Source organism: Pantoea sp. Sc1 (assembly GCF_000255315.1).
GTDB classification, from domain to species: domain Bacteria; phylum Pseudomonadota; class Gammaproteobacteria; order Enterobacterales; family Enterobacteriaceae; genus Pantoea; species Pantoea anthophila.
In genome coordinates this window covers 2,533,093-2,559,981 of sequence record NZ_AJFP01000001.1, presented here as the reverse complement: position 1 = coordinate 2,559,981, position 26,889 = coordinate 2,533,093, and the positions used below count along the sequence as shown (strand labels likewise).

The following is a 26,889-nucleotide window of genomic DNA, read 5'->3' as shown; positions in this document are numbered from 1 at the left end:
CGCGCACGTCGGTTATGCCTCAGTTAACGAGGATGCTTTACGGCAGGAATGCGCGGTAACACTTTTCAGGAGGACTTCCTGTGAATAAATCAATGTTAGCGGGTATCGGTATTGGTGTGGCAGCAGCACTGGGTGTTGCCGCCGTAGCAGGCATGAACGTGTTTGATCGCGGTCCTCAATACGCTCAGGTACTGGCTGCAACGCCAATCAAAGAGAGCATCAGACAGCCACGTCAGGAGTGCCGAAACGTCACGCTGACGCATCGCCGGGCGGTTCAGGATGAGAACCGTATTGCTGGCTCGGTGTTGGGTGCAGTAGCCGGGGGCGTGTTAGGTCACCAGTTTGGTGGCGGACGCGGCAGGGACGTGGCAACCGTCGCAGGTGCGTTAGCGGGCGGTTATGCCGGTAATCAGGTCCAGGGCGGACTGCAGGATCGGGATACCTACACCACAACCGAGCAGCGCTGCAAAACAGTTTACGACAAACAAGAGAAACAACTGGGATATGACGTGACCTATAAAATAGGCGACCAGCAGGGCAAAATCCGTATGGAGAATGATCCCGGCACCCGTATTCCACTGGACCGCAATGGTCAGCTGATCCTTAACGGCGACCAGGCGTAATTGGGCAAAGCTTTGCCGCACTCGCGGCCACACAGCACGACGTAATAAAAAAGGCGCATCTCAGGATGCGCCTTTTTTCATGGCGTTCTGCGCGCCGCGCTTCGCCGGAAAACGGGCGAGGCGCGGAAGAACCGGTTACGCCTGATGCTCAGCCAGTTGTGAAACGAAGCTCTGCACCCAATCCATACGAATCTTTCTTTCCGTCAGCTCACGCGTAAACCGGAGCCGTGTCGGACCATCCAGCTTCCACTGCTGAGGCTCTTTCTGCAGCAGGCTGATCAGCCAGGCCGGATCCACCTTGTTCTGCGGCGCAAAATCGAAATAGCCGCCTTTATCGCTGGCTTCAATCTTGCGCAGCCCCACCGCGCGGGCCTTCAGCCGGATGATGGCGACATCCAGCAGATTGCGCGCCGGATCGGGCAGCAGGCCAAAGCGGTCGATCATCTCCACTTTCAGCTCCTGCAGCTCCTCTTCCGCTTCCGCGCTGGCGATGCGCTTATAGAGCGACAGACGGGTGCTGACATCCGGTATAAAGGTCTCCGGCAGCAGCGCGGGCATCCGCAGTTCTACCTCGGTCTGATTGCTGGTGAGATCTTCCAGTGAAGGTTCACGCCCCGCTTTCAGCGCATCGACGGCGTTCTCCAGCAGTTCCATGTAGAGCGTGAAGCCCAGCGTCTCCATCTGCCCGCTCTGCTCATCACCCAGCAGTTCACCAGCCCCGCGGATCTCCAGATCGTGCGTGGCCAGCGCAAAACCGGCCCCCAGATCTTCGAGCGAGGCGATCGCCTCCAGTCGCTTATGCGCATCGGTGGTCATCGCCTTCGGATGTGGCGTTAACAGCCAGGCATAAGCCTGATGGTGCGAACGCCCGACGCGGCCGCGCAACTGATGCAGCTGCGCCAGGCCAAAGTGGTCGGCCCGCTCGATGATGATGGTGTTAGCGGTCGGAATATCGATCCCGGTTTCGATAATGGTGGTGCAGACCAGCACGTTGAAACGCTGATGATGGAAATCGTTCATCACCCGTTCCAGCTCGCGCTCACGCATCTGCCCGTGGCCGATCGCTACCCGCGCCTCCGGCACCAGTTCGCTGAGACGCTGTGCCGCTTTCTCAATATTTTCGACGTCGTTGTAGAGGTAGTAGACCTGGCCGCCACGCAGAATCTCACGCAGAATCGCTTCGCGGATCACCAGATCATCATATTCGCGCACAAAGGTTTTCACCGCTAAGCGGCGGGCAGGCGGTGTGGCGATAATGGAGAGATCGCGCATGCCGCTCATCGCCATATTCAGGGTACGCGGAATAGGCGTGGCGGTCAGGGTCAGGATATCCACGTCGGCCCGCATCGCCTTGATGCGCTCTTTGTGACGCACCCCGAAACGGTGCTCCTCATCGACAATCAGCAGACCCAGATCGTGCCATTTCAGATCGCTCATCAGCAGCTTATGCGTGCCGATCAGGATGTCGATTTTGCCTTCGCTGGCCTGTTCCAGCACCTGCGCCTGCTCTTTCGCGGTGCGGAAGCGGGACAGCATCTCAATGCGCACCGGCCAGTTGGCGAAGCGATCGCGGAAGTTATCGTAGTGCTGCTGCGCCAGCAGGGTTGTCGGCACCAGCACGGCAACCTGCTTGTGGTTCTCAATAGCCAGAAACGCGGCGCGCATGGCCACTTCCGTTTTACCGAAGCCCACATCACCACACACGAGGCGGTCCATCGCCAGCGGCTGACACATATCGCTCAGCACCGCATTGATGGCCTGAGCCTGATCGGGGGTGGTCTCAAACGGGAAGCTTTCGCAGAACAGCTGATACTGTTCGCGGTCATGCTTAAAGGCAAAACCGGTTTTGGCGGCGCGCTGCGCATAGATGTCCAGCAGCTCCGCCGCCACGTCGCGCACTTTTTCGGCGGCTTTCTGCCGTGCGCGAGACCAGGCATCGCTGCCCAGTTTGTGCAGCGGCGCGTTTTCGTCAGCCCCACCGGCATAGCGGCTAATCAGATGCAGCGAGGAGACCGGCACGTAAAGTTTGGCGTCGTTCGCGTAGGAGAGCATCAGGTATTCCGCCTGGATGCCACCCGCTTCCAGCGTGGTCAGGCCGATATAGCGGCCCACGCCGTGCTCCAGATGCACCACCGGCTGACCGGGATGCAGCTCCGCCAGGTTACGGATAAGGATATCCGGGTTAATGGTGCGGCGGGTATCCTGACGGCGGCGGCTGACGCGTTCGCCCAGCAGATCGCTTTCGCAAATCAGCGCCCGGTTCCCCACGGTGTCGATAAAACCCCGTTCGCTGGCCCCGATCATCAGGCTGAAACGATCCTCACCGGTCTCATCGAAGCGATGCACCGGCTGAGGACGCAGTTTGATGCGTGCCAGCAGCTCCTGCAGGCTTTCCCGGCGGCCCTCACTTTCAACCGAGAAGACCACGGCACCGCTGAAGGTGTCGATAAACTGACGCAGCGGGTCAAGGGGCGCTTTTGCCTGGGCCTGAACGGCCACATCCGGCAGCGGGGTATAACCGAGATTGGTGTTGGCGGCTTTTGCCGGCAGCACCTCATTGGTCATGGAGATGCGCGGCCAGGCTTTCAGCTCGCCCATCAGACCGTCCGGACGCAGCCACAGGGTGGCTGGCTCCAGCAGCGGACGCATCGGATCGACGCGACGATTCTCGTAACGCGCCTCCGCATCCTGCCAGAAGCGGGTGGCACTGCCTTCCAGATCGCCGCAGTTCACAATCAGGGTGTTGTCAGGCAGATAGCTGAACAGGCTGGGCAGAGGCTGCTCAAAAAACAGCGGCTGCCAGTATTCGATGCCCGCCGGGAGCGTGCCTTTGCTGACCTGCTGATAGATGTGCTCCGACTCGCGGCGCACGTCGAAGATCTCGCGCCAGCGGCTGCGGAACAGCTCGATGGCTGCCTTGTCGCTGGGAAATTCATGCGCGGGCAGCAGATTGATTTCCGGCACCGCTTCCAGCGTACGCTGACTGTCAACGTCGAACAGACGCAGGCTGTCAATCTCATCATCAAAGAAGTCGATGCGGTAGGGCTGATCGCTGCCCATCGGGAACAGGTCGAGCAGGGCGCCGCGCGTCGCGTATTCACCGTGCTCCATCACCTGGTCGACATGGCGGTAACCCGCCTGCTCAAGCTGGTCGCGCAGCCTGTCGCGCGACAGTTTTTGTCCCTGTTTCATCACCAGCGCGTGACCGTGCAGGAAGCTGTGCGGGCAGACGCGCTGCATCAGCGTATTGACCGGCATAATCAGCAACCCGCGCTGCATCACCGGCAGCTGGTAAAGGGTCGACAGGCGGGAGGAGATAATATCCTGATGCGGTGAAAAGCTGTCGTAGGGCAGCGTTTCCCAGTCAGCGAGATGGGCCACTGGCAGATCGGTAAACTGGCGGATTTCATCCAGCAGACGCAGGGCGGTTTGGGTATCGGGCGTAATCATCAACACCGGACCGGCATGTCGCTCGGTAATGCTGGCACACTCTACCGCGTGCGCAGCGCCGATAAGCTGACCAAGCTGCCGGTGATCGCCGGATTTAACGGGCAGGGTATAACGAGTCTGTTCGGGCATGGGATCTCGGGGTTGCTCCATTTTTCCAGGACGTAATCATTCCATATTATGTCAGGGGGATCACCTTTGCGGCACAATTTTCCTGCCGCACCGTGCTCAACCCGAATCGGGCAGTGCTTACCGGGTGTCAGCGGTAACGCAGCGGCTAAAAAGAGAATAGACGGAGTCGGGCGGGGGGATCGGAAAAAACCACCGTCGCCATGCAGCGACGGGGTTAAACGGGCAGTTATTTTATGGATTGCTGTGTGTAATGCATGCGTGGGCGGTCGATATTCGCCCAGGATAACTCCTGCTCAGGATGAAAACTGAGGTTGCCGTCGTCCCACTTTACGTAGTAGCCAGCCGATGCCGCTCCCTGCTCAAAGACGTTGATAATCTCGCCCCGGATCTCCCCGGATTGATGTTTCACGATGCTGCCTTTGGGAAATCTGAACATGGTCGCTACCTCTGTGGCCGGGCGATAACCTCGCTTCTTATCCTGTTACTGATTGTAGTCTACCCCCTGCGGTGGCGGATAATCAGCCAATAAGCGGCGGCTTTATGCGCTATTCCCCGGCTTTGGCAGGGAATGTGACGCATTCTGATGCAACTTTGCTGCCGACTCAGAGGGTTAGAGGTTTCATAAAGCCAGCCTCTCCTTTATCATCCCACTACCTATTTTCAGGCAACGGCTTACTGGATTCCATGTATCAACCTGTCGCGCTATTTATCGGTCTGCGTTACATGCGCGGACGAGCATCGGATCGCTTCGGTCGCTTTGTCTCCTGGCTCTCAACGATTGGCATTACGCTCGGCGTGCTGGCGATGGTGACCGTGTTATCGGTCATGAACGGATTTGAGCGTGAACTCGAAGGCAATATTCTTGGCCTGATGCCTCAGGCGCTGATCACCAGCGACAAAGGCAGCATTAATCCGCAACAGCAACCCGCCCGTTCCCTCAACCTCAACGGGGTCAGCCGTATTGCACCGCTGACCACGGCGAATGTAGTGTTGCAAAGCCCGCACAGCGTCTCGGTTGGGGTGATGCTCGGTATCGCGCCGGATGAGAAAGATCCGCTGACGCCGTTTCTGGTCAACACCGATCAGCGCGTCCTGCAGGCCGGGCAGTACAATGTCATCCTCGGGGAACAGCTGGCCTCTCAGCTGGGCGTTAAACGCGGCGACCAGCTGCGTCTGATGGTGCCGTCGGTCAGCCAGTTTACGCCGATGGGCCGCGTGCCGAGCCAGCGCCTGTTTACCGTGGCGGGCACCTATGCTGCCAACAGCGAAGTCGATGGTTATCAGATCCTGGTCAATCTTCAGGATGCGTCGCGTGTCATGCGCTATCCGGCCGGGAATATCACCGGCTGGCGACTCTGGCTCGACAAACCGCTTGAGGTTGACAGCCTGAGCCAGCAGACGCTGCCGGCGGGCCTGGTCTGGAAAGACTGGCGCGAGCGCAAAGGCGATCTCTTCCAGGCGGTGCGGATGGAGAAGAACATGATGGGCCTGCTGCTGAGCCTGATCATCGCCGTCGCCGCCTTTAACATTATTACGTCGCTGGGCCTGCTGATCATGGAGAAGCAGGGCGAAGTGGCGATCCTGCAAACCCAGGGCCTGACGCGCCGGCAGATTGTGGCGGTGTTTATGGTTCAGGGAGCCAGCGCCGGTATTATCGGCACGCTGCTCGGCACCCTGCTGGGCGTGCTGCTCGCCAGCCAGCTCAACACCTTAATGCCGGTCATTGGCCTGTTCCTGGATGGCGCAGCATTGCCGGTCGATATTAATCCGTGGCAGGTGGTGACCATCGCCCTCAGCGCGATGATCGTGGCGCTGCTGTCTACGCTTTATCCTTCATGGCGCGCTGCCGCCGTTCAACCCGCTGAGGCTTTACGTTATGAGTAACTCTCCTTTGTTGCAGTGTCGCGACCTGTGCAAACGCTATCAGGAAGGCAGCGTGCAGACCGATGTGCTGCGCAACGTGGCTTTCAGCCTTCAGCCGGGTGAACTGATGGCGATTGTCGGCAGCTCCGGTTCCGGTAAGAGTACGCTGCTGCATCTGCTCGGCGGCCTGGATGCGCCAACCTCTGGTGATGTGGTCTTCGACGGTCAGTCACTCAATGCGATGTCCTCCCCGGCCAAAGCCGAACTGCGCAACCGCGAGCTGGGCTTTATCTATCAGTTCCATCATCTGCTGCCGGACTTCAGCGCGCTGGAGAATGTGGCGATGCCGCTGCTGATTGGCAAAACCGCCAAAGCGGAAGCGCAGGATCGCGCCCGTGAAATGCTGGCCGCGGTCGGGCTGGACCATCGCGCCGCGCACCGGCCCTCTGAGCTTTCCGGCGGCGAGCGTCAGCGTGTGGCGATTGCCCGTGCGCTGGTCAACCGTCCCCGGCTGGTGATGGCGGATGAGCCCACCGGCAACCTCGATGCGCGCAACGCCGACGCCATTTTTGAACTGCTGGGCGAACTGAACGTCCGTCAGGGCACCGCCTTTCTGGTGGTGACCCACGATCTGATGCTGGCAAAACGCATGACGCGTCAGATGGAGATGCGTGACGGGCAGTTAAGCGATCGGCTCACCCTGGCAGGAGCGGTGTAATGGGTTCGTCGTTATCCCTGTTGCTGGGCCTGCGCTTCAGCCGCGGACGCCGCCGGGGCGGCATGGTGTCGCTGATTTCGGTGATCTCCACCATCGGTATCGCCCTGGGCGTGGCGGTGCTGATTATCGGTCTGAGCGCCATGAACGGCTTTGAGCGTGAGCTGAATAACCGCATTCTGGCGGTGGTGCCGCACGGTGAGATCGAGGCGGTGAATCAGCCATTTCAGCACTGGCAATCGATGATCGCCCCGATTGAAAAGGTGCCCGGCATTGCGGCCGCCGCCCCCTACGTTAACTTCACCGGCCTGATTGAGAGCGGAGCCCGGCTGGAAGCGCTGCAGGTCAAGGGCGTCGATCCGGCTCAGGAGCCGCGCCTGAGCGCGCTGCCGCAGTTTGTGGCAGACAACGCCTGGTCCTCCTTTGCCGCCGGTAAACAGCAGATCATCCTCGGCGGCGGCATTGCCAAATCGCTGAATGTGAAGCAGGGCGACTGGATCACCATCATGATCCCGAATAACGATGGTGATAATAAACTGCTGCAGCCAAAACGCATCCGGCTGCAGGTGAGTGGCATCCTGCAACTCAGCGGTATGCTCGATCACAGCCTGGCGCTGGTGCCGCTGGCTGATGCCCAGCACTATCTGGAGATGGGGGAGAGCGTCTCCGGCATCGCCCTGAAGATGACCGACCCGTTCCAGGCCGTTAAGCTGGTGCGCGAGGCCGGTGAGGCGACCCGCTCTTACGTCTACATTAAGAGCTGGATCGGCACTTACGGCTACATGTACCGCGACATTCAGATGATCCGCGCCATTATGTATCTGGCGATGGTACTGGTGATTGGCGTCGCCTGCTTCAACATCGTCTCCACGCTGGTGATGGCGGTGAAAGATAAGAGCAGCGACATTGCGGTCCTGCGTACCCTGGGCGCCAAAGACCGCCTGATCCGTGCCATCTTTATCTGGTACGGGCTGCTGGCAGGTCTGCTGGGCAGCGTCAGCGGCGTGGTCGCGGGCGTGCTGGTGGCGCTGAACCTGACGAAACTGGTGCGCGGACTGGAGTCGATCACCGGTCATCATCTGCTGGCGGGCGATATTTACTTCATCGACTTTCTGCCGTCGGAACTGCACTGGATTGATGTGTTCTCAGTACTGATTACTGCGATTCTGTTGAGTCTGCTGGCGAGCTGGTATCCCGCCAGACGTGCCAGCCGCATTGACCCGGCTCGGGTTTTAAGCGGTCAGTAGCACAATGCGGCGCGAGTGATTATCGCGCCGCTTTTGTTTAAGACCTTTGCTATGGGTTTCTGCCCCTGGCAACCGTTACCATCGGGTGATGTTTACCCGGAATCTGTTCAGAGCAGCTCGCCGCAGCTGCTACGCCAGGAGATTTTATGCGAACACCACGTCGCCGCATACGACTTGCCCGCCTGAAGAAAACCCGGCGAAAAGTGCATCAGCGCTTTCGTCAGCGCATATTTGAGCGCGATCGTCAGGCCGAACTGGCCGCCCACCCTCTGCCGCATGTGGTGATCCTGACCGGCGCAGGTATTTCCGCCGAGTCCGGCATTCGTACGTTTCGCGCGGCTGACGGTCTGTGGGAAGAGCATCACGTAGAAGATGTGGCGACACCGGAAGGCTTCCAGCGCGATCCCGCGCTGGTGCAGCGCTTCTACAATGCGCGCCGTCAGCAGCTGCAGCAGGCAGAGATTCAGCCCAACGCGGCCCATCTGGCGCTGGCGGAGCTGGAGCAGGTGTTAGGCGATAATTTTCTGCTGGTTACGCAGAACATCGACAACCTGCATGAGCGCGCCGGAAACAGCCGGGTGCTGCATATGCACGGCGAGCTGTTAAAAGTGCGCTGTGTGACCAGCGGCCAGGTGATTGAGTGGAGCGGCGATATCACTCCTGACGATCGCTGCACCTGCTGCCAGTTTCCCTCCGCACTTCGACCGCATGTGGTCTGGTTTGGTGAGATGCCGCTGGGCATGGAACAGATTTATCAGGCGCTGGAACAGGCCGACTATTTTATCGCCATCGGCACCTCGGGCCACGTCTATCCGGCGGCGGGCTTTGTTCACGAAGCCAGACTGCAGGGCGCGCATACCGTTGAGCTGAATCTGGAGCCGAGCCAGGTGGGCAACGAGTTTGCCGAGCGGCATTACGGCCTGGCGAGTGAAGTGGTGCCGGAGTTCGTGCACAAGCTACTGCGCGGTCTTTATAAATAAACAGGGGCGGCGATGGCCGCCCCTGTTGTTATCGACGACGTCTGCCCCGATGCAACAATCTCGTCATCAGGGTTTTTTTCGGGCTTATTACTTTGCTGAAGGTCAGCGACAGCGCTAACCTGTCTGCTGATGATTTTACGCAACGTTGTGACAGGCCGATCGGTGAATAATACCGCACAGCACTTTTAAAGGATGGGATATGGAACAGTTACTTGAGCGCTTTTTAAGTTATGTGGCCGTTGAAACTCAGGCTAAGCCGCAGGCGCGCCAGGTGCCCAGCAGCGAAGGGCAGTGGACGCTGGCACGGCAGCTGCAGGAAGAGCTGCTGGCGCTGGGATTTGTCGATGTCACCTTAAGCGATCACTGCTGTGTTATGGGCACGCTGCCTGCCAATGTCGACTGGCCCACCCCGGTCATCGGTTTCATCTCCCACATGGATACGTCGCCTGATTTCACGGCGAAGCATGTGAATCCCCAGATCATTGAAAACTATCGCGGCGGTGACATCGCGCTGGGAAGTGGCAATGAGATCCTGTCGCCGGTCATGTTTCCGGTGCTGCACAAATTAATCGGTCATACGCTGATTACCACCGACGGCAAAACCCTGCTCGGTGCGGATGACAAAGCGGGCATTGCAGAGATCATGACGGCGATGGCGCAGCTGGCGGCGAGTGATACGCCGCACGGGGCGATCCGCGTGGCCTTTACGCCTGACGAAGAGATCGGACGCGGCACTTCTCACTTTGATGTGGAAGGCTTCGCCGCCGACTGGGCCTATACCATTGATGGCAGCGATCTGGGTGAGTTCGAATATGAGAACTTCAATGCCGCCTCGGCCACGGTCCGCATCGTCGGCAACAACGTCCACCCTGGCTCCGCCAAAGGGGTGATGGTGAATGCGCTGGAGCTGGCAAATCAGTTCCACGCGGCGGTACCGGCCCGTGAGAAACCGCAGTTTACCGACGGCTACGAGGGCTTCTATCATCTGCATCAGATCAAGGGCAGTGTCGAGCACGCCGAGATGCTCTACATCATCCGTGACTTTGAAACGGAAAGTTTTGAACAGCGGAAACAGACGCTACTGCAGATCGCTGCGGAGATTAACAAAACCCTGCATCCTGACTGTTCCGTCACCGTTGAGATCACCAACAGCTATCGCAACATGCGTGAAAAAGTCGAGCCGTTCCCGCATATCATTGACCTGGCCCTGCAGGCGATGCGTGACTGCGGCATTGAACCGGTGGTGAAACCGATTCGTGGCGGCACCGATGGGTCGTCGCTGTCGTGGAAAGGGCTGCCCTGTCCGAACATCTTTACCGGGGGGTACAACTATCACGGCAAGCACGAGTTCGCCTCGCTGAACATCATGGCGAAAACGGTGGAAGTGATTGTGCGTCTGTCAGAACTGGCGGCGCAGAAGAAGGGATAATGAGAGAAGGCTCTCTGACCTGAGGGGCAGAGAGCCTGATTCCGGAAGCGGCCTACCGGTTATTCGTCACCAAAATACCAGTACCCGGCATTCACCAGACCGGCGATCTGCGCCAGCACTGCCGGATCATCCAGCGCATCGCCCAGATCATCCAGCGTGATGCGGGAGTGATGCGCCAGCACCGCCATCACCTCAGGGCGTGAACATTCGACCCGCTCACCGTTGACATACACCGCATCGCCAACCGTTAATACACGCAGGCCGCCCAGGCGGCTCAGGGCATCGCCCTGCTGCAGCGCATCATAAATTTCATCAGGCTGATAAGGCGGCTCCGGCGGGGCCACATCAAGCTCATGGCGCGACTGCGAAATAAATTCGCCAAACCAGTGCGCGAAATGCTCCGGCTGGTTAACGACATCCAGCATCAGCTGACGCACACCTTCAATCTCCTGCGGCAGGATCTGCGACGGGCATTCGCGCGCCGGGACATCCGGGTCGCTGAAGCGCAGGCTGCCCAGCTCATTTGCCAGAGCATAATCCGCAAAGCCGCTGATGAGCTCGCGGCCACTGGGGGCACGGAAACCGACAGAGTAGTTCAGGGCGTTCTCCAGCGAATAGCCTTCGTGCGGGAATCCTGGTGGAATGTAGAGGATATCGCCCGGCTCCAGCTCTTCGTCAATGATGGCCTCGAACGGCTCAACCTGCAGCAGATCGGGATGCGGGCAGTGCTGCTTCATCGGCACTTTTTCACCGACGCGCCAGCGACGGCGACCGGTTCCCTGAATAATAAAGACATCGTACTGATCAAAATGGGGGCCGACGCCGCCGCCAGGTACAGCAAACGACACCATCAGGTCATCAATGCGCCAGTCAGGCAGGAAACGGAAAGGGCGCATCAGCGCAGCAGAGGGTTCGTGCCAGTGATTGACCGCCTGTACCAGCAGCGACCAGTTGTTCTCGCCCAGGTGATCGTAGCTCTCAAACGGGCCGTGGCTGACCTGCCATTTGCCATCCTGATGGCTGACAAGGCGGCTATCCACCTCGTTTTCCATCGCCAGTCCGGCCAGTTCATCCGGTGAAATCGGATCGACAAAGTCTTTAAAGCCACGCTTCAGCACCACCGGGCGTTTCTGCCAGTAGCGCTGAATAAAATCGGGCCAGTTAAGATCGAGCTGATAGTCCATAAAAGAGTTCCGCTTAGGGCTGTAAATGCCAGCAAGTATAACAGCCCGGCGGCTTTTCTACTCGCGGCGATGTTCGACTTCCTGCCGCTGAAAGATCACTTCCATGCGGGTTCCGCCGAGTGCACTGCCGGAGGCGATGACGTTACCTTCATACTGCTCAAGAATGTCGCGCACCACGGCCAGACCTAATCCCTGGCCGGGACGCAGCGTATCGGCCCGCTGTCCGCGAACAAACACCAGGTCGCGCTTGCTTTCAGGGATGCCCGGGCCATCGTCATCGATATAGAGATGCAGCGCCTTGTCGCTCTGAAACGCGCTCACTTCGATAAATTCCAGGCAATATTTGCAGGCGTTATCGAGCACGTTACCCAGCACTTCCATAAAGTCATTCTGGTCACCCACAAAGGTCAGCTCCGGGGAGATATCCAGGGTAATCGCCACGCCCTTACGCTGATAGACTTTATTCAGGGCCGAACAGAGGCTGTCGAGCAGGCCCGAGACCGAATGCAGATCGCGCTGCAGCGGATTGTGATCGGCCTGCATACTGGCGCGGTGCAGGTAATATCCGACCTGCTGCGAGATACGACTGATCTGCTCCAGCATTACCGGTTCTGCCTCTTCCACCGTCAGCTCTTTGCCGTTGCGCAGCGAGCGCAGCGTACTCTGCAATACGGCCAGCGGCGTTTTCAGGCTGTGGGTCAGGTCAGAGAGGGTGGTGCGATAGCGGGTATAACGCTGCCGCTCATTGGTCAGCAGCAGATTGAGATTGCGCACCAGGCTGCGCAGCTCCTGTGGGGGATTGTCGTCCAGGTTTTCGCGCTGACTGGTCTCCAGTTCGCGCACCTGATGAGTCAGCGCACCGATGGGCCGCAGACTCCAGTGCGCGGCCAGCCACAGCAACGGAACAATCAGGATCAGGTTGGCGGCCAGCACGTAGCTGAACCACGACCAGACCACGTCCGAGTGCTGAAGCTCCTGCGGGATCGAGTCGACCACCACGATGGTGAGCGCAGGCAGATTGGTGGTGGCATCGTAACGGTTGACAGCCACCGAGTGGGTAAAGGTATCGTTGCTGTCGTTATCCCAGTCATTGAGGCGTCGCTGCGCATTCAGGTTGTTCCCCATCGCCAGCATGCTGGTGCGGTTGCTGGTGTCAATCTCGTAAAAATCGGGCTTCAGCAGCCATTCATGGCGGATCTTTTTGCGGATATCCGGAACGTCGCGCTGCTGCCACAGCAGCTTGCCGCGCTCGTCGTAGATAAACACCAGCGTCGGGAAGTTGAGCGTCATCCGCTCCGGCTGGGCGATGGTGAGCTTGTTGTCATGCCATTGCGCCAGCGTAAAGAAGAGGTTGCTCTCACCACGCATGACGCGATAGGTGTTTTTATCAAAGCTCACCACATAGCCAATGACTGCGACCATGCCGTAAGAGAGGGAGAGAAACAGAACAATCGCTGCGGAGGCCAGCAGAAAGCGGGCACGCAGCGAAATCGGGCGATAACGATTAAACCAGGACATGGTCAGAGATCAAAGCGGTAACCCTGGCCACGCACGGTGGCGATCACGTCAGTGGGGTGCAGCGCTAGAATCTTTTTGCGCAGGCGGCCCATCAGTACGTCGATGGTGTGGCTTTCACGCAGTTCCGCATCCGGGTAGAGCTGGAGCATTAGCGAATCTTTGCTGACCACTTTGCCCGCGTTACGAATCAGCGTCTCGACGATGGTGTACTCAAAGGCGGTGAGCTTCACCGGCTGTTCATTGACGGTGAGTTCCCGGCGGGAGAGATCGACCTGAAAGGGGGCCATATCGATAATCTGCGAGGCGTGACCACTGTTGCGACGCATCAGCGCCTGCAGCCGGGCGGCCACCTCTTCAATATGAAACGGTTTGGTCACGTAGTCGTCGGCACCGGCTTCCAGCGCTTCGACTTTGGCCTGCCACCCTTCGCGGGCTGTCAGCACCAGAATGGGCTGGCGCACGGCGTCGCCGCGCCAGCGACGGATCAGCGACATGCCATCTTCATCCGGCAGGCCGAGGTCCACCAGCGCGATATCGGGCAGATGTTCCCGAAGAAAATAGTCGGCTTCTTTGGCGTCTTCGGCGGCATCGACCTGATGGCCCATGTCACGTAACTGGACGGCGAGATGATGGCGCAGCAGGGCATTGTCTTCAACAACCAGAACACGCATAGAAAGTCCTTACACTCTGTTTGAGTCAACCTGCAGAAAGTATACGCGAAATGTATTAAACAGGATGTTAACGCAGACCGGAGTGAGCCGGTCTGCGGCGGGCATTATTTCAGATCGTCAACCATCCGGACAGCGCGACCGATATAGTTTGCTGGCGTCATCTGCTTCAGACGCACTTTTTCCTCTTCCGGCAGCGCCAGGCTGTCGATAAAGGCCTGCATACCGGCGGCATCCACACGTTTGCCGCGCGTCAGCTCTTTCAGCTTCTCATAAGGCTTCTCGATGCCGTAACGGCGCATCACCGTCTGGATCGGCTCCGCCAGCACTTCCCAGTTGTGATCCAGTTCGTCCAGCAGACGTTCGCGGTTCACTTCCAGTTTTGAGATGCCTTTCAGCGTCGCCTGATAGGCGATCAGCGCATAACCGACGCCGACGCCAAGGTTACGCAGCACGGTAGAGTCGGTCAGGTCACGCTGCCAGCGCGACACCGGCAGTTTGCTGGCCAGATGCTGCATGACCGCATTCGCCAGACCCAGGTTGCCTTCGGAGTTTTCGAAGTCGATTGGGTTGACCTTATGCGGCATCGTTGACGAGCCAATCTCACCCGCAATGGTTTTCTGTTTGAAATGGTTCAGCGCCACGTAGCCCCAGATATCGCGATCAAAGTCGATCAGGATGGTGTTGAAGCGGGCGATGCAGTCGAACATCTCGGCGATATAGTCGTGCGGCTCGATCTGCGTGGTGTAGGGGTTCCAGGTGATCCCCAGCGAGGTGACAAAATTCTCGCTCAGCGCGTGCCAGTCCACTTCCGGGTAGGCAGCAATGTGGGCGTTGTAGTTGCCCACTGCGCCGTTGATTTTGCCCAGCACTTCGATCTGCTTCAGCTGACGTAACTGACGCTCAAGGCGGTACGCCACGTTTGCCATCTCTTTACCCATGGTTGACGGCGTTGCCGGCTGTCCGTGGGTGCGGGAGAGCAGCGGAATATCACGGTATTCGCTGGCCAGACCCTTCACCGCGCCAATCAGCTGCGCCCAGTAAGGCAGCAGCACGTCACGGCGGGCTGTTTCCAGCATCAGCGCGTGCGACAGGTTGTTGATATCTTCCGAGGTGCAGGCGAAGTGGATAAATTCAGAGACGGCGTGCAATGCAGGCGTGTCGGCGACTTTTTCTTTCAGGAAGTACTCGACCGCTTTCACATCGTGGTTGGTGGTGCGTTCGATGGTTTTGATGCGCGCGGCATCTTCTTCGGAAAAACCGGCGACAATTGCATCAAGGAAAGCGTTTGCGTCAGCGTCAAATGCAGGAACTTCCTTGATCTCTGCGGTCGCGGCCAGTTTTTGTAACCAGCGAACTTCAACCTCAACGCGGAATTTCAGCAGACCAAATTCGCTGAAAATCGCACGCAGCGGGCTGACTTTGTCGCCGTAACGACCATCGACAGGTGAGACGGCGGTCAGAGAGGATAATTCCATCAGTGCAACTCCTGAATCATTTAGCAGTGTTTGGCCACACCGACTTAGTAGGTCAGTGGCAGCCGGGATAAGAGGGTTTTCGCTTCACGCAGCAAACGCTGACGCGAGAACATCAGTTGCAGTCGGCCACCACCGACCTGCTGCCAGAGCACCGCCGCGCGGATACCGGCCAGCAGGGTAGCGCGCACTTTACTCTGAACCTGGCTGTTCTGCAGCACGGCAGGGGAACCGGTCACCTGAATCCGCGGGCCAAGCGGGCTGATGACATCGACATAGATGCCCGCCATGGCGCTGAGAATGGTATCGGATTCCAGCTCATAATGCGCCAGCTGGCGATCCAGCTGACTGATGCGCTGGGCCAGGGTCGCCATGGCAGACTTGCTGGCGCTGAGTTTACGTTCCAGCACCATCATGCTCAGGGTGTAACGGGTCAGTTCGGCACCGGCACCCTGGCGACTGCTGCTGTTCAGCACCGCCATCAGGGTTTCCAGTCCGAGACGCAGGTTGGCTTCATTGTTGCCAAACACGGCCAGCGTGGAGTCAGGATTGAGATCCAGCACGCTGCGCAGCGAAACGGTCAGCGCCTCTGGCTGGCAGTGACCCTGCTGAGCCAGCTGCTGCACCAGATGCGCGGACTGACAGATGCCCGCCAGCGCCAGCGTAATTTCCTGATAATTTTTCGCCACGGTTACTCCTGTTTACGCGTCATCAATAGGGGCTGCGCCCGCTTACTCTGTCACGAAAGGCAGACGCTGTTCGATAATACCGCCACCGAGGCAGATATCGCCAAGATAAAAGACCGCAGACTGGCCGGGCGTCACCGCCGCAACCGGCTCATCGAAGCGCACTTCAATCCGATCGTCACCGTGAGGAATAATCTCACAGGGGATATCGGTCTGACGATAACGGGTTTTTACGGTGCAGCGAAGCGGGGCGGTGATCGGCTGACGATCGACCCAGTGCAGCTGCTGCGCAATCAGTCCCACCGACATCAGACGCGGATGATCGCCGCCCTGAGCGACAATCAGGCGGTTCCGCGCCACATCTTTGTCGACCACATACCAGGGATCATCTTTGCTCTCTTTCAGGCCACCGATACCCAGGCCTTTGCGCTGTCCCAGGGTATGGTACATCAGCCCCTGGTGCTCACCGACGATCTGGCCGTCAGTGGTTTCAATCTCGCCTGGCTGGGCCGGCAGATAGCGTGCCAGGAAGTCGCGGAATTTACGCTCGCCGATAAAGCAGATGCCGGTCGAATCTTTCTTCTTCGCGGTAATCAGGTCCAGCTCTTCAGCGATGCGGCGCACTTCCGGCTTTTCCAGCTCGCCGACCGGGAACAGGCTCTGCGCAATCTGCTGGTGGCTCAGGGTGTAGAGGAAGTAGCTCTGATCTTTGTTGCCATCCAGGCCGCGCAGCAACTGGCTCTGGCCAGCGACATCCTGACGGCGCACATAGTGACCGGTAGCGATGAAGTCAGCGCCGAGATCCTCAGCCGCGAACTCCAGGAACGCTTTGAATTTGATCTCTTTGTTACAGAGAATGTCGGGGTTAGGGGTGCGGCCCGCTTTGTACTCTTCGAGGAAATGCTCGAAGACGTTATCCCAGTATTCCGCGGCAAAGTTAACCTTGTGCAGCTTCATACCCAGCTTGTCGCACACCGCTTGCGCATCCGCCAGATCGTCCGCGGCGGTACAATACTCCTCGCCATCGTCCTCCTCCCAGTTCTTCATGAACAGGCCTTCAACCTGGTAACCCTGCTGCTGTAGTAACCAGGCGGAAACGGAAGAATCGACGCCGCCGGACATACCGACGATCACTTTTTTCTGGCTGTTGTCAGACATGACACGCTCGCATTACGATAAAAAAACAGGCGGCGCATTCTATCATGCAGAAGGCAGACGCGCACCCTCGTGAAACGGCCACCGGAACGGGCTGATCAGATGAAGCGGGTAGCGCGTGCCCTGTTGCCACAGGCGGACGCTTTCCGCCACCAGCGGCGAACGCAGGTTAGATGCCGTGAGAATCTGCGCTGGCGGCAGCCACCAGCAGCAGTCGATGTCGCTGTCCTGCGGCTCCGTCACCACTTTTTCCGGCAGATCGACCCCAAACAGAAAACGCACAAAAGGCGTGGTGTCGGGGGCTATCCACTGGTTAATCGCAATGAAATAGTCCATCTGCGCCACGATGCCGGTCTCTTCATAGAGTTCACGCGCCGCGGCTTCATGCAGCGTTTCATCCGCTTCCAGATGGCCGGCTGGCTGGTTCCAGGTGGCGCGTCCGTTGATGGTCTCTTCCACCACCAGCAGCTCACCTTCCGCCTGAACCAGACAGGCGACCGTAACATGAGGTTTAAACATCCCTTCTCCGCAATTGTTAACCTGAGGTTATGAAAGTTCGGTTGTCAGACAGGGTCTGAGCCGATCTCGCGCCACGCTCCAGGGGCCAGATCGTCGAGGCTGTAGTGACCCATGGCATAGCGAATCAGGCGCAGGGTTGGAAAGCCGATGTGGGCGGTCATGCGGCGAACCTGACGATTACGCCCCTCATACAGCGTGACCTTCAGCCACTGCGTCGGAATGTTTTTACGCTCGCGGATCGGCGGCTGGCGTGGCCAGAGCCATTCGGGTTCATCGACTTTTTCCACGCCAGCGGGCAGGGTCGGGCCATCTTTCAGATTAACCCCATCCCGCAGCGGCTGCAGATCCGCCTCCTGTGGCGCGCCTTCAACCTGCACGTAGTAGATTTTGCCGGTGCGTTTGCCGGGCTGAGTCAGCGCGGCCTGCAGGGCGCCGTCGTTGGTCAGCACCATCAGGCCTTCACTGTCACGATCGAGGCGGCCTGCGGCATAGACCCCGGCAACAGTAACAAAATCCTTCAGGGTGCGGCGGCCCGCTTCATCCGTAAACTGCGGCAGAACGTCGAAGGGTTTGTTAAAGAGAATCACGCGGCGCGGGGCCGCAGGGCGGGCAGGCGTACGTCGCGCATCACGCGCCGGACGGCTGAATCGTTTATCCTGGTGAATTCGTTGAGAAGTTTTTCGCATGGGCTTTGCAGTCAGAAACATTCGGCGCATTATAACGTGAAATTGCGGTGATTGGCGTGGCGTAAATATTCAAGTAGTATTGACGCGCATCTTACAAATCATTAACAAACGCCCAGGAGAGGTTAATGGAAAGCAAAGTAGTTGTTCCGGCGGAAGGTCAAAAAATCACCCTGAATCAGGGCAAGCTGACAGTGCCAAACAATCCGATCATTCCTTACATCGAGGGTGACGGTATCGGTGTTGATGTTTCCCCGGTCATGCTGAAAGTGGTCGACGCGGCGGTGAAGAAAGCCTACAACGGCGAGCGTAAAATTTCCTGGATGGAGATTTACACCGGTGAGAAATCAGTCGAACTCTACGGCCAGGACGTCTGGCTGCCTCAGGAAACCCTCGATTTAATCAAAGAATATCGCGTTGCGATCAAAGGTCCACTGACCACCCCGGTCGGCGGCGGTATTCGTTCACTGAACGTGGCCCTGCGTCAGGAGCTTGACCTCTACGTCTGCCTGCGTCCGGTTCGTTACTACAAAGGCACGCCAAGCCCGGTTAAACGTCCTGAAGAGACCGACATGGTGATCTTCCGTGAAAACTCCGAAGATATCTATGCGGGTATCGAGTGGAAAGCGGGCTCTGCCGAAGCGGACAAAGTGATCAAGTTCCTGCGCGAAGAGATGGGCGTGAAGAAAATCCGCTTCCCTGAGCAGTGCGGTATCGGCGTTAAGCCATGCTCCGAAGAGGGAACCAAGCGTCTGGTGCGTGCGGCAGTGGAATACACCATCACCAACGATCGTGATTCACTGACCCTGGTTCACAAAGGCAACATCATGAAGTTCACCGAAGGCTCTTTCAAAGACTGGGGATACCAGTTAGTGAAAGAAGAGTTCGGCGGCGAGCTGATCGACGGCGGCCCGTGGATGAAGTTCAAAAACCCGAACACCGGCAAAGAGATCATCGTTAAAGATGTGATCGCGGATGCGTTCCTGCAGCAGATCCTGCTGCGTCCGGCTGAATATGACGTTATCGCCTGTATGAACCTGAACGGTGACTACATCTCTGACGCCCTGGCGGCTCAGGTCGGTGGTATCGGTATCGCACCTGGCGCCAACATCGGTGACGAGTGCGCGCTGTTTGAAGCCACGCACGGCACTGCGCCGAAGTATGCAGGCCAGGATAAAGTGAACCCAGGTTCCGTGATCCTGTCGGCAGAGATGATGCTGCGCCACCTGGAGTGGTTCGAAGCGGCTGACCTGATTGTTAAAGGTGTTGAAGGCGCTATCGCTAACAAGACCGTGACTTACGATTTCGAACGTCTGATGGATGGCGCTAAACTGCTGAAATGTTCAGAGTTTGGTGACGCGATCATCGAAAATATGTAATGTCTGATGCGGCCGGCACAGGGTCATGCTCTGTGCCGGCTTTTTTGTGCCCGCGTTCCACGCTTTTCTCTTTCTCCGCCTCACGTGACCCTTCAGTGACATCATCGCGTTTTAATATTTCTGTAAATCGGATTGTCTGATGCCACTGCAAAAAAAGGCAGCGCCCCTGCATCGGCCATTCTTCAGCGTCTGAATCCCGTTACTGTAAACACTCATTCATAAGGAGGATTTATGGACGCAAAATATACCAAAGACGCGATTTATATCTGTCGCCTGATGTTTGGTCAGGCTGTGCTGGAATTACTGGCGGATAATCAGGCCGTCACGAACCGCGCCCTGGAGGATAAAATCAAGCGGATGTTACCCGATGCCCAGCCTGGGCTGATTTATCGGGTCGCCCTTGAGCTGTTAGACGACAGGCTTCATTAATCTCGTCCTGAAAACTGCGTGCCCGGCATATTCTGTGCCGGGCCGAATGATCCTGACGCTCTCCCTGCCGGAAGCCGGCTAACTGCCCAAACCCGTTAAGCGTATTCATCCGCTCTGCCCGGCCTCATGTTTTAACAATATGGCAACTGTTGAACCAATCTGACACTTCGCTGACTAATCAGCTGACTGTACCGTTACGTTAGCATTCCACGAGCGTTAACGGGGACGTCTTATTTTTAGCCAGCCAGCACAGACTGTGCGCAGAGGATGTCAGACATGCGAGTTTTAATTATTTGCAGGGATAATATTGGCGACACGTTACTGACCACGCCGCTCATCAGTGCGCTGGCGCAGTCGGGACAGTATCAGGTCGATGTACTGACGAACAATTACGCTGCCCCCGTGCTGGCGCATAACCCCGATATCCGGCAGCTCTTCTTTTACACCAAACTGCATCACCGGGAGTCAGGGCAGGGAAGAGTGACCTGCCTGTTGCAGCGGCTGAAGCTGATGCTGACCCTGAAAAAGCAACGCTATGAGGTGGTGATACTGGCGAAAAGCCGCTGGGATCAGCATGGCCTGAAATGGGTAAAGAGCCTCCGTCCGGCAAGAGTTATCGCCCTGGGAGAGCAGTCACATCCTCTGATTACCGACCTGCTGCCACCGCCCGACCCGTCGCCGTGCCATATCAGCGAAACGCTGTTCAGCCTGGGACGCCCCTTCAATCTCCGTGAAAACAGACCGGGCAGACTGACGCTGCGGCCTGACGCCGCTCTTGCCGCCAGCCTGCGCGACACTTACGCGATTGATGCCGGCCTCCCGGTGTATGCGCTGCAAATCAGCGCCCGAAAGACGAGCCAGCAGTGGGAAGCGACACGTTTTGCCGGACTGGCTGAGAAGATTGCCGCTCACCACCCCTGCCAGATCATGCTGCTGTGGTCACCCGGCAGTCGCGATAATCCGCGTCATCCGGGTGATGATGAAAAAGCCGCAGACATCATGGCGCTCTGCCCGCACCTGCCGATCAGAGCGGTCTCAACGACCAGCCTGCCGCAACTGATCGCGGCGATGTCGTTATGTCAGGGGCTCGTGAGCAGTGATGGCGGGGCGATGCACATCGGTGCGGCGCTGGGATTGCCGGTGGTGGCGCTGTTTGGCGACAGCGACCCGGCGTGCTGGCATCCCTGGCAGGTGAATTATCAGGTGCTGCAGCCCGCGTCACGGAATGTTAACGCGCTGAACAGCTGTGAAGTCTATGACGCCGTTGTCCATACCCTGATTCAGTCATCCTCTTCAGGCCAGCATCCCCGGCTGGCCGCCTCAGACAGCATCGCGACGGTGACAGGGCGGTAAGCCGGTTCAGCGCCGGCTCTGAATCCGGGAGTGAAAGCCAAGCGTCGCCGTTGCGCTGCCGGAAAATAGCGGGCCTCATCATAATGGTCGGCGCTGACGTTAAACGTGAGAAAAAAGTCGCTCATCAGCAGCGCAAATTCCACCTCATTCAGCGGAAGTTGTTGCAGGTGAAAACCCGGCCGGTCCACTCTGCGGAACCAGCCCAGCGGGGTCGGCTGATTATGATATTCAATCAGCGTAATAATGGCGGCAGATAAGCGGTTCATTATCCCACCAGTTGCGCCACGGCCTGCTCAACCTCTTCCGCCTTAATCGACGCCATGGGATGCTGCGTCGCCGTCTTATCCGGACGGTGAATGATAATGTGGCGATCGCTGTCCTGACAGGGGCCGGTATAGCGCGGGTTAGCGGTGGAGAAGAGGCTGACGGTCGGGGTCTGCGCCGCCACGGCGATGTGCAGCGGGCCGGTGTCGCCGGTGACCAGCAGATCCAGCGAGCGGATCAGGGTAATCAGGCCACTGAGGTTTGTTTTGCCCGCCATTGGCGTCACATTTTTCCGGCAGTGCGGCGGCAGGCTGGCGATAAACGCCTGCTCAAGCGGTTGCTCAGCCGCTGTACCGGTCACAACGATTTCACTGTCAGGCCAGCGCGCAAGCAGGGCGGTGGCCAGCTGACTGAACGACTCCAGCGGCCAGCGGCGAATATCTTTCGATGCCCCCAGCTGAAACCCGATGCGGCGATGCGACGCGTTTGCCGTGGCACTGCTATTCAGCTCTGGCAGATGCATCCGGGTCTGCTGCGTCTCTGCGCCCAGTGCTTCAATTAATTTCAGCTTACGCTTGATGGTGTGGTCGTCGAAATAACCCGAATAGTGGTCGAGATATTTATTCAGTACCGGCGATTCGCTGCCGTAATGGTCGCGTAAAATAGCCTGACTGCCGGTCAGTACCGAGCTCATAATATCGTAGGGGAAATGTGCGTGTAATATGACGGACAGTTCAGGTTTATGGCGACGCAGTTTGAAAAATAACGGCAGAAAATTTGCCAGTTTGTTATCCCAGATATAAATCTTATCGAACCAGGGATAGCGGCTGACGAGATCCTTATTTTTCAGGCTGGAGACCAGAATAAATTTACTGGCAGGAAAGCGTTTTTTCAGGCTCCAGATAGCGGGCGTATTCATCAGGAAATCGCCCAGCGCGGTGGTGGAGTAAATGACCACGGTCTCCGGGTTCAGCTGCTGCAGGGCCTGCGGTTGTCTTCTGCCGGAAAATCGAGAATAAAGCGTTAAAAGGCGGTCTATCAGATAAATCTTTTTTTTCTTCACGTCTCAATTCTCTTTCACGTATCAATTAAATTAAACAAAAATCATTATGCGTGATTAGAGAATAGTTTCAGCGAGAAAGTTCATTACGGAAATGTTTTTTTAAACGCTGTAGAGGATCTGTTTAAACTGTTTCCACAATTTCTGTGTTGTTTATTCAGGGTGTATTTACAGGATTGCGTAAAGAGAGTAGGGGCTTATTGAAAAGGACTGGGATGAATCTTAAAAAATTATTTTATTTTGCATGTGATGTTAATTGCAGTAATAACTAATAGCAGGATAACAATGAGTGACATTATTTTATGCGCGCTATCGGTTAATGCCGCGCACTAAAAACAGACCCCGGCGTCAGAGCCGGGGCCGGAAATCAGGACTGAGGCTGACCCACCGGGCCGGAGCCGAGCGTGCCGCCTGGTGAGGACTGACCGCTTGGGGCATGAGGGCGTCCATCTTCTTTAATCGCGCTGCTCTGGTGTGAGCAGCCCGCCAGAGAGGTCAGCGTCGCTGCAACGAGCAGCAGGGCAGGAATCGTTTTCATAAGGTCACCTTGATGTTGTCAGAAAAAGGGAAGCTCACTTAATCATAGTGACTGACCGCGATCTGGCCTGAAAAGGGTTATTTTTCAGATGTTTCTCAGCGGCACGTCGCTGTGAGCGAAAAAAAACGGAAGCCACCGGCTTCCGTTCTGCTGACGTTCTGCAGGATTACTTGCGGCCCAGCAGAAAGCCGAGGACAACACCGACGCCTGCCGCAACAGCCAGACCGGCAACAGGATTAGACTGAACCTGATCCTTGATGCAGTCAGCAGCATCGCGTGCCGCGTAGCTTGCCTGGTTGGCATAACGGCGCGCGGCGCCTTTAGCCTGATGCTCAGAAGAGCCGGTTGCTGCGCCCCATTGTTCCTGAACTGCGCCAGCGGCTTCTTTTACTTTATCTTCGATTTTTCCTGACATCTGTTGCTCCTTGGTTTTAAGTGAGACACTCAAAGCGTAGCAAAGATAGTGAATCCTGCTCCGTCAGAGGCAAATCAGAGGCTAAAAAATTATGTCCGGCTGTTAATGGCGCGGTGTCAGCGGCTCAGCCGGAGGCGGAGCAGGGCAGAGACAGGGCTATTGCAGCAGCACGCCCTGGAGCAGACTGGCCTCCACGATGGTCACCTCGTTGATTTTCAGCGCCTCCATATAGCCTTCAACCAGCAACAGGTTGCTGACGTCCGTGGCGCGATAGTCGCCTGACAGTTCACTGTCACCCTTCCAGACCTGCTGCTGAGAGAGCTGGCGCAATGCTGCCAGTGTGTAGTGATGGGGTCTGCCCGGTAACTGATTGCGGATGGAAAACCCGTGCACACCACCAATACCGATGACCCGGCGACCCGCCACATCCTGTTTGATCTGCGGGCTGACCTCGTTAGTGGCATAAAACTGCACGAAGCGCAGCACGGACTGCCGCCAGGAGCCAATCGGGTTGGGTGACGGGGCATCCGGGCTGTTCTTCAGCACGCGCAGGATAAAGTTTTTCAGCGTCACGGAAGCCAGCTTCCCCTGATAGATGTCAGCTACCGGCTGACCGGCCTGCTGTCGCCAGGCGGTCATCTGCATCGATCCGCCGCCAATATCCCAGACCAGCAACTGCTCATCACGGATCGCGGGATCGTTCAGCGCGGCTCTGGCGGAGAGGAAGCCGAGCTTCGCCTCCTGCTGCTGTGAGATCAGGCTGATTTGCGCCCCGGTCTGCCGCTGCAGATCGTCAATGACCGCCTGACCATTGCGGGCGTTGCGAAACACGGCGGTCGCCACGCCGCTGATGCGCTGAGGATGAAAGCGCTGAGCATGGGCCAGAAGCTGCTGCAGCGCCGCGGCGCCCTGGCGGGCGATCGCCGGGGTGAGCTGATTGTCGGGAGCATGTGCCAGCGCATCGTTCCAGGCGACGGCGCGCTGATCCTGATAGAGCACTTTTTCAATGCGCGACTGGCAGACATTGACGCGGGCCACCGCGATTTTGGTGGTGCCGGAACCGATATCAAGACCGGCGCGAATTTGCTGGCAGCGATCGGCTAGGGCAGACGTGGCGAAAAAGAGCGAACAGAAGAGGGTAACAGCAGACAGTGCAGCAGAACGCATAGCAACTCCGGATGCCAGGGGGATCAGCGTGAGCGGGCCGTGACGCAGGCCGGATAAACGCTCACCAGAAAATGACGCAGGTGATCGAAACACCATTCGGCGTCGTCAGCCTGCGGACAATAGAACTGAATGGTGATCTTTTCATAGTCGCGCTGACGCTGGCGCAGAGGCGACCAGCTCCAGTCGAGCACCGAGCGGGCATAATTTACCAGCGTTTCCGCAGGCAGATTATGCTGCTTCTCCTGCCCGGCCAGGTAGCGGATGAAATGCGCTTCCAGCGTCAGTGCCTCGTCGTGACCGTGCTGCGGCAGATCGGGACGAAAGGCCACATCGATAAAGCCACAGACCGCATTGGCCTGCTGCTGCCAGTCGCAGGCGAGCGTCATAAACAGCCCCTCCTGCAGATTGACCTCTTCGACCAGTCGGCGCAGGTTTTCTGAGCGGTTCAGGACCGCAATCTCCTCCAGCCGGCTGGTTTCCAGCGTTAAATCAATGCCGCACGGATTGACAGAGCCATCCGCATTGCGGGTGGCCGGAAAGGGGAAGTCGATATAACCGTTGTTATCCAGACGCTTTTCCATCGGGGAAACCTGCTGCTTGACGTTTCCTGACAATAAACCATCTGGCAGCAGGATTCACCCCTTACGGACAGGTCCAGGTGATCTGGGTATCCTGGTAGGGATTGATCAGCCGGAACTGCTTATCAGAGAGGCGCTGCGCATAGTAGCCTTCCCGCGTCACGGCGGAGGGGACATATTTAAAGCGATCCAGCGACTGCAGCGGCCCACTCTCCACGCTGACGTCATCCCGGGTCACGGTGAAGGCGCTGACCAGATCAAAAATCCGCCCCTGCGTTTGCCCCATCGGCTGACCATAAATTGTCGAAACCTCACCCGGACAGTCAACCCCTTTCGGGCCAGATGAACATCCAGTCAGTATGGTGATGAGGATAAAAATGCTGAGTCGCATCATGATTTTCTACCTGCTTCAATCCCTGGGCGTGTCGTGGCGTGGCGTCTCTTCTGCCAGACCATCATTCTGTTAATCATAGCAGTTTCCGCTGCGCTTCCTGTTTGCGATTTGTTTAATCGTTAAGCAACAGGAATGTAAAAGGGTGACTTTGCTTATCAATAAACGGTATTCTTGGCTCCTTTGCGCACCACTTAGGCAAATCCAGGGATAAATGATGAAAGAAGAAGAAGCCAGTCTAATGATTATTCGCCACGCGATTGACCAGTTAGATGCCGATAAGAAGCAACAGGTCGTTGCCTGCTCCGAGCGTATTCGCGCAGCGATGCAGGCGTATGACAGCGAGAATGCCGGGCTGGCGCTGATGCTGGTGGCCGCAGAGGTTGCCGCCGAATAACCGTTATCCGGTCAGCATGCGGCGCCGACAGGCTGACCGGATTACTTTATCTTTTCTCAACTTTCCGCTTTTTCTCACCCCGATTCTATCTTTTCGTGGTCTTGTTCCCGACGCGCCCGTGCCTCATCAGGGGGCAGGGATATGTTAAGCTATTCATTCCTGTAGAAATCCTCTTCAGTGGAGACACAGCATGAAGGCAGCATTGATTGCTCTGGGCCTGATGGCCTGCCACGTCGCGCCCGCATGGAGCGAAACTGAATTTCAGCTCACCTGTCCCGGTCGGGCGACCATGACCATTTCACGCGCCGAATATGGATTATCCACGCTGATGTGGCCTCCCGGACACTTCCAGATTGCCGCAGGCCAGCAGCGTACCCGTCTGGAGGCGGGCGACAAAGTGGCGATTACCCGCTTTCGCAATGGCGATCAGCTGATTGTGAATCAGCGCACCCAGGCGACCTTCTTTGTTTATCGCGGTAGCGATAAACTGCTGCCCTGCAGCCGCAGTGAAAAACGCGATGTGGATGCGTTGACGCTGGAGCGCTACGACGACAGAGCGCGCTCTGACACCTGATACCTGACACCGGAAGCCAC

At 57.6% G+C, this 26,889-nt stretch carries 28 protein-coding genes; 11 read left to right on the top strand and 17 right to left on the bottom strand.

What is annotated here, in order from left to right; translation table 11 throughout:
- Positions 1–80 precede the first annotated feature (80 nt).
- The gene (locus S7A_RS11810; RefSeq protein ID WP_009090837.1) at positions 81–623 is read left to right on the top strand and encodes a glycine zipper 2TM domain-containing protein; all 543 of its coding nucleotides are present in this window, start codon (positions 81–83) and stop codon (positions 621–623) included.
- A 135-nt stretch (positions 624–758) separates the two neighbouring features.
- Here the strand turns inward: S7A_RS11810 and mfd are convergent, their stop codons facing one another.
- A complete protein-coding gene (gene mfd / locus S7A_RS11805; RefSeq protein WP_009090836.1) occupies positions 759–4,202 on the bottom strand; it encodes a transcription-repair coupling factor in 3,444 nt (1,147 codons plus the stop codon).
- 226 nt (positions 4,203–4,428) lie between these two features.
- On the bottom strand, positions 4,429–4,638 hold the full coding sequence (locus S7A_RS11800; protein ID WP_009090835.1) for a hypothetical protein: 210 nt from the start codon (positions 4,636–4,638) through the stop codon (positions 4,429–4,431).
- Positions 4,639–4,886: 248 nt separating this feature from the next.
- Between S7A_RS11800 and lolC the strand changes: the two genes are divergently transcribed.
- The 5 genes from lolC to pepT all read left to right on the top strand — a co-directional run bounded on the left by lolC (position 4,887) and on the right by pepT (position 10,436).
- Positions 4,887–6,086: a lipoprotein-releasing ABC transporter permease subunit LolC gene (lolC, locus tag S7A_RS11795; RefSeq protein WP_009090834.1), complete on the top strand. Its 1,200-nt coding sequence runs from the start codon at positions 4,887–4,889 to the stop codon at positions 6,084–6,086.
- Positions 6,079–6,783, top strand: coding sequence for a lipoprotein-releasing ABC transporter ATP-binding protein LolD (gene lolD / locus S7A_RS11790; RefSeq protein ID WP_009090833.1), 705 nt, complete (start codon positions 6,079–6,081; stop codon positions 6,781–6,783). Before lolC ends, lolD begins: the two co-directional genes overlap by 8 nt.
- Positions 6,783–8,027, top strand: coding sequence for a lipoprotein-releasing ABC transporter permease subunit LolE (gene lolE, locus S7A_RS11785; RefSeq protein WP_009090832.1), 1,245 nt, complete (start codon positions 6,783–6,785; stop codon positions 8,025–8,027). The genes lolD and lolE overlap by 1 nt, the downstream gene beginning before the upstream one ends.
- 146 nt (positions 8,028–8,173) lie before the next feature.
- Entirely contained in the window at positions 8,174–9,007 is an 834-nt protein-coding gene (gene cobB, locus S7A_RS11780; RefSeq protein ID WP_033736333.1) for a Sir2 family NAD+-dependent deacetylase, read from the top strand.
- 199 nt (positions 9,008–9,206) lie between these two features.
- A complete protein-coding gene (gene pepT, locus S7A_RS11775; protein ID WP_009090830.1) occupies positions 9,207–10,436 on the top strand; it encodes a peptidase T in 1,230 nt (409 codons plus the stop codon).
- A gap of 59 nt (positions 10,437–10,495) precedes the next feature.
- Here the strand turns inward: pepT and S7A_RS11770 are convergent, their stop codons facing one another.
- The 8 genes from S7A_RS11770 to rluE form a co-directional block, all read right to left on the bottom strand.
- Positions 10,496–11,620 carry a cupin domain-containing protein gene (locus S7A_RS11770; protein ID WP_009090829.1) on the bottom strand — a complete coding sequence of 375 codons (1,125 nt, stop codon included), beginning with the start codon at positions 11,618–11,620 and terminating at the stop codon, positions 10,496–10,498.
- Between the two features lie 57 nt (positions 11,621–11,677).
- Entirely contained in the window at positions 11,678–13,138 is a 1,461-nt protein-coding gene (phoQ, locus tag S7A_RS11765; RefSeq protein ID WP_009090827.1) for a two-component system sensor histidine kinase PhoQ, read from the bottom strand.
- 2 nt (positions 13,139–13,140) lie between these two features.
- Complete coding sequence (phoP, locus tag S7A_RS11760) at positions 13,141–13,809, bottom strand: two-component system response regulator PhoP (protein WP_009090826.1); 669 nt, start codon at positions 13,807–13,809, stop codon at positions 13,141–13,143.
- A 104-nt stretch (positions 13,810–13,913) separates the two neighbouring features.
- Entirely contained in the window at positions 13,914–15,284 is a 1,371-nt protein-coding gene (gene purB, locus S7A_RS11755) for an adenylosuccinate lyase (protein ID WP_009090824.1), read from the bottom strand.
- Positions 15,285–15,328: 44 nt separating this feature from the next.
- Complete coding sequence (hflD, locus tag S7A_RS11750; protein WP_009090821.1) at positions 15,329–15,970, bottom strand: high frequency lysogenization protein HflD; 642 nt, start codon at positions 15,968–15,970, stop codon at positions 15,329–15,331.
- A gap of 42 nt (positions 15,971–16,012) precedes the next feature.
- On the bottom strand, positions 16,013–17,125 hold the full coding sequence (mnmA, locus tag S7A_RS11745) for a tRNA 2-thiouridine(34) synthase MnmA (protein ID WP_009090819.1): 1,113 nt from the start codon (positions 17,123–17,125) through the stop codon (positions 16,013–16,015).
- A gap of 42 nt (positions 17,126–17,167) precedes the next feature.
- The gene (locus tag S7A_RS11740; RefSeq protein WP_009090817.1) at positions 17,168–17,641 is read right to left on the bottom strand and encodes an NUDIX domain-containing protein; all 474 of its coding nucleotides are present in this window, start codon (positions 17,639–17,641) and stop codon (positions 17,168–17,170) included.
- A 44-nt stretch (positions 17,642–17,685) separates the two neighbouring features.
- Complete coding sequence (rluE, locus tag S7A_RS11735) at positions 17,686–18,348, bottom strand: 23S rRNA pseudouridine(2457) synthase RluE (protein ID WP_033736331.1); 663 nt, start codon at positions 18,346–18,348, stop codon at positions 17,686–17,688.
- 104 nt (positions 18,349–18,452) lie between these two features.
- Here rluE and icd point away from each other — a divergent pair, with 104 nt between their 5' ends.
- The 3 genes from icd (at position 18,453) to S7A_RS11720 (ending at position 21,485) form a co-directional block, all read left to right on the top strand.
- Positions 18,453–19,703, top strand: a complete 1,251-nt coding sequence (gene icd / locus S7A_RS11730; protein ID WP_009090813.1) for an NADP-dependent isocitrate dehydrogenase — start codon at positions 18,453–18,455, stop codon at positions 19,701–19,703.
- A gap of 231 nt (positions 19,704–19,934) precedes the next feature.
- Positions 19,935–20,132 carry a hypothetical protein gene (locus tag S7A_RS11725; protein WP_009090811.1) on the top strand — a complete coding sequence of 66 codons (198 nt, stop codon included), beginning with the start codon at positions 19,935–19,937 and terminating at the stop codon, positions 20,130–20,132.
- 276 nt (positions 20,133–20,408) lie between these two features.
- Entirely contained in the window at positions 20,409–21,485 is a 1,077-nt protein-coding gene (locus S7A_RS11720; protein WP_009090810.1) for a glycosyltransferase family 9 protein, read from the top strand.
- Here the strand turns inward: S7A_RS11720 and S7A_RS11715 are convergent.
- From S7A_RS11715 to S7A_RS11685, 7 genes are all read right to left on the bottom strand, one after another.
- Positions 21,413–21,751: a DUF1493 family protein gene (locus S7A_RS11715; protein ID WP_033736329.1), complete on the bottom strand. Its 339-nt coding sequence runs from the start codon at positions 21,749–21,751 to the stop codon at positions 21,413–21,415. The two genes, S7A_RS11720 and S7A_RS11715, sit on opposite strands and share 73 nt — an antisense overlap.
- Positions 21,751–22,812: a glycosyltransferase family 9 protein gene (locus tag S7A_RS11710; RefSeq protein WP_009090808.1), complete on the bottom strand. Its 1,062-nt coding sequence runs from the start codon at positions 22,810–22,812 to the stop codon at positions 21,751–21,753. Before S7A_RS11710 ends, S7A_RS11715 begins: the two co-directional genes overlap by 1 nt.
- A gap of 364 nt (positions 22,813–23,176) precedes the next feature.
- Positions 23,177–23,347 (bottom strand): hypothetical protein, encoded by a 171-nt coding sequence (locus S7A_RS21515; RefSeq protein WP_009090806.1) that lies wholly within the window; start codon positions 23,345–23,347, stop codon positions 23,177–23,179.
- Between the two features lie 166 nt (positions 23,348–23,513).
- Entirely contained in the window at positions 23,514–23,762 is a 249-nt protein-coding gene (locus S7A_RS11700; RefSeq protein ID WP_009090805.1) for a YqjD family protein, read from the bottom strand.
- Between the two features lie 156 nt (positions 23,763–23,918).
- On the bottom strand, positions 23,919–24,929 hold the full coding sequence (locus S7A_RS11695) for a Ppx/GppA phosphatase family protein (protein WP_009090803.1): 1,011 nt from the start codon (positions 24,927–24,929) through the stop codon (positions 23,919–23,921).
- A 23-nt stretch (positions 24,930–24,952) separates the two neighbouring features.
- Positions 24,953–25,510: a hypothetical protein gene (locus S7A_RS11690; protein WP_009090801.1), complete on the bottom strand. Its 558-nt coding sequence runs from the start codon at positions 25,508–25,510 to the stop codon at positions 24,953–24,955.
- A gap of 61 nt (positions 25,511–25,571) precedes the next feature.
- On the bottom strand, positions 25,572–25,901 hold the full coding sequence (locus S7A_RS11685) for a hypothetical protein (protein ID WP_009090800.1): 330 nt from the start codon (positions 25,899–25,901) through the stop codon (positions 25,572–25,574).
- A gap of 214 nt (positions 25,902–26,115) precedes the next feature.
- Here S7A_RS11685 and S7A_RS11680 point away from each other — a divergent pair, with 214 nt between their 5' ends.
- Both S7A_RS11680 and S7A_RS11675 read left to right on the top strand, forming a co-directional pair.
- On the top strand, positions 26,116–26,295 hold the full coding sequence (locus tag S7A_RS11680; RefSeq protein WP_009090798.1) for a hypothetical protein: 180 nt from the start codon (positions 26,116–26,118) through the stop codon (positions 26,293–26,295).
- A gap of 190 nt (positions 26,296–26,485) precedes the next feature.
- Positions 26,486–26,869: a hypothetical protein gene (locus S7A_RS11675; protein WP_009090796.1), complete on the top strand. Its 384-nt coding sequence runs from the start codon at positions 26,486–26,488 to the stop codon at positions 26,867–26,869.
- The last annotated feature ends 20 nt before the right edge of the window (positions 26,870–26,889 follow it).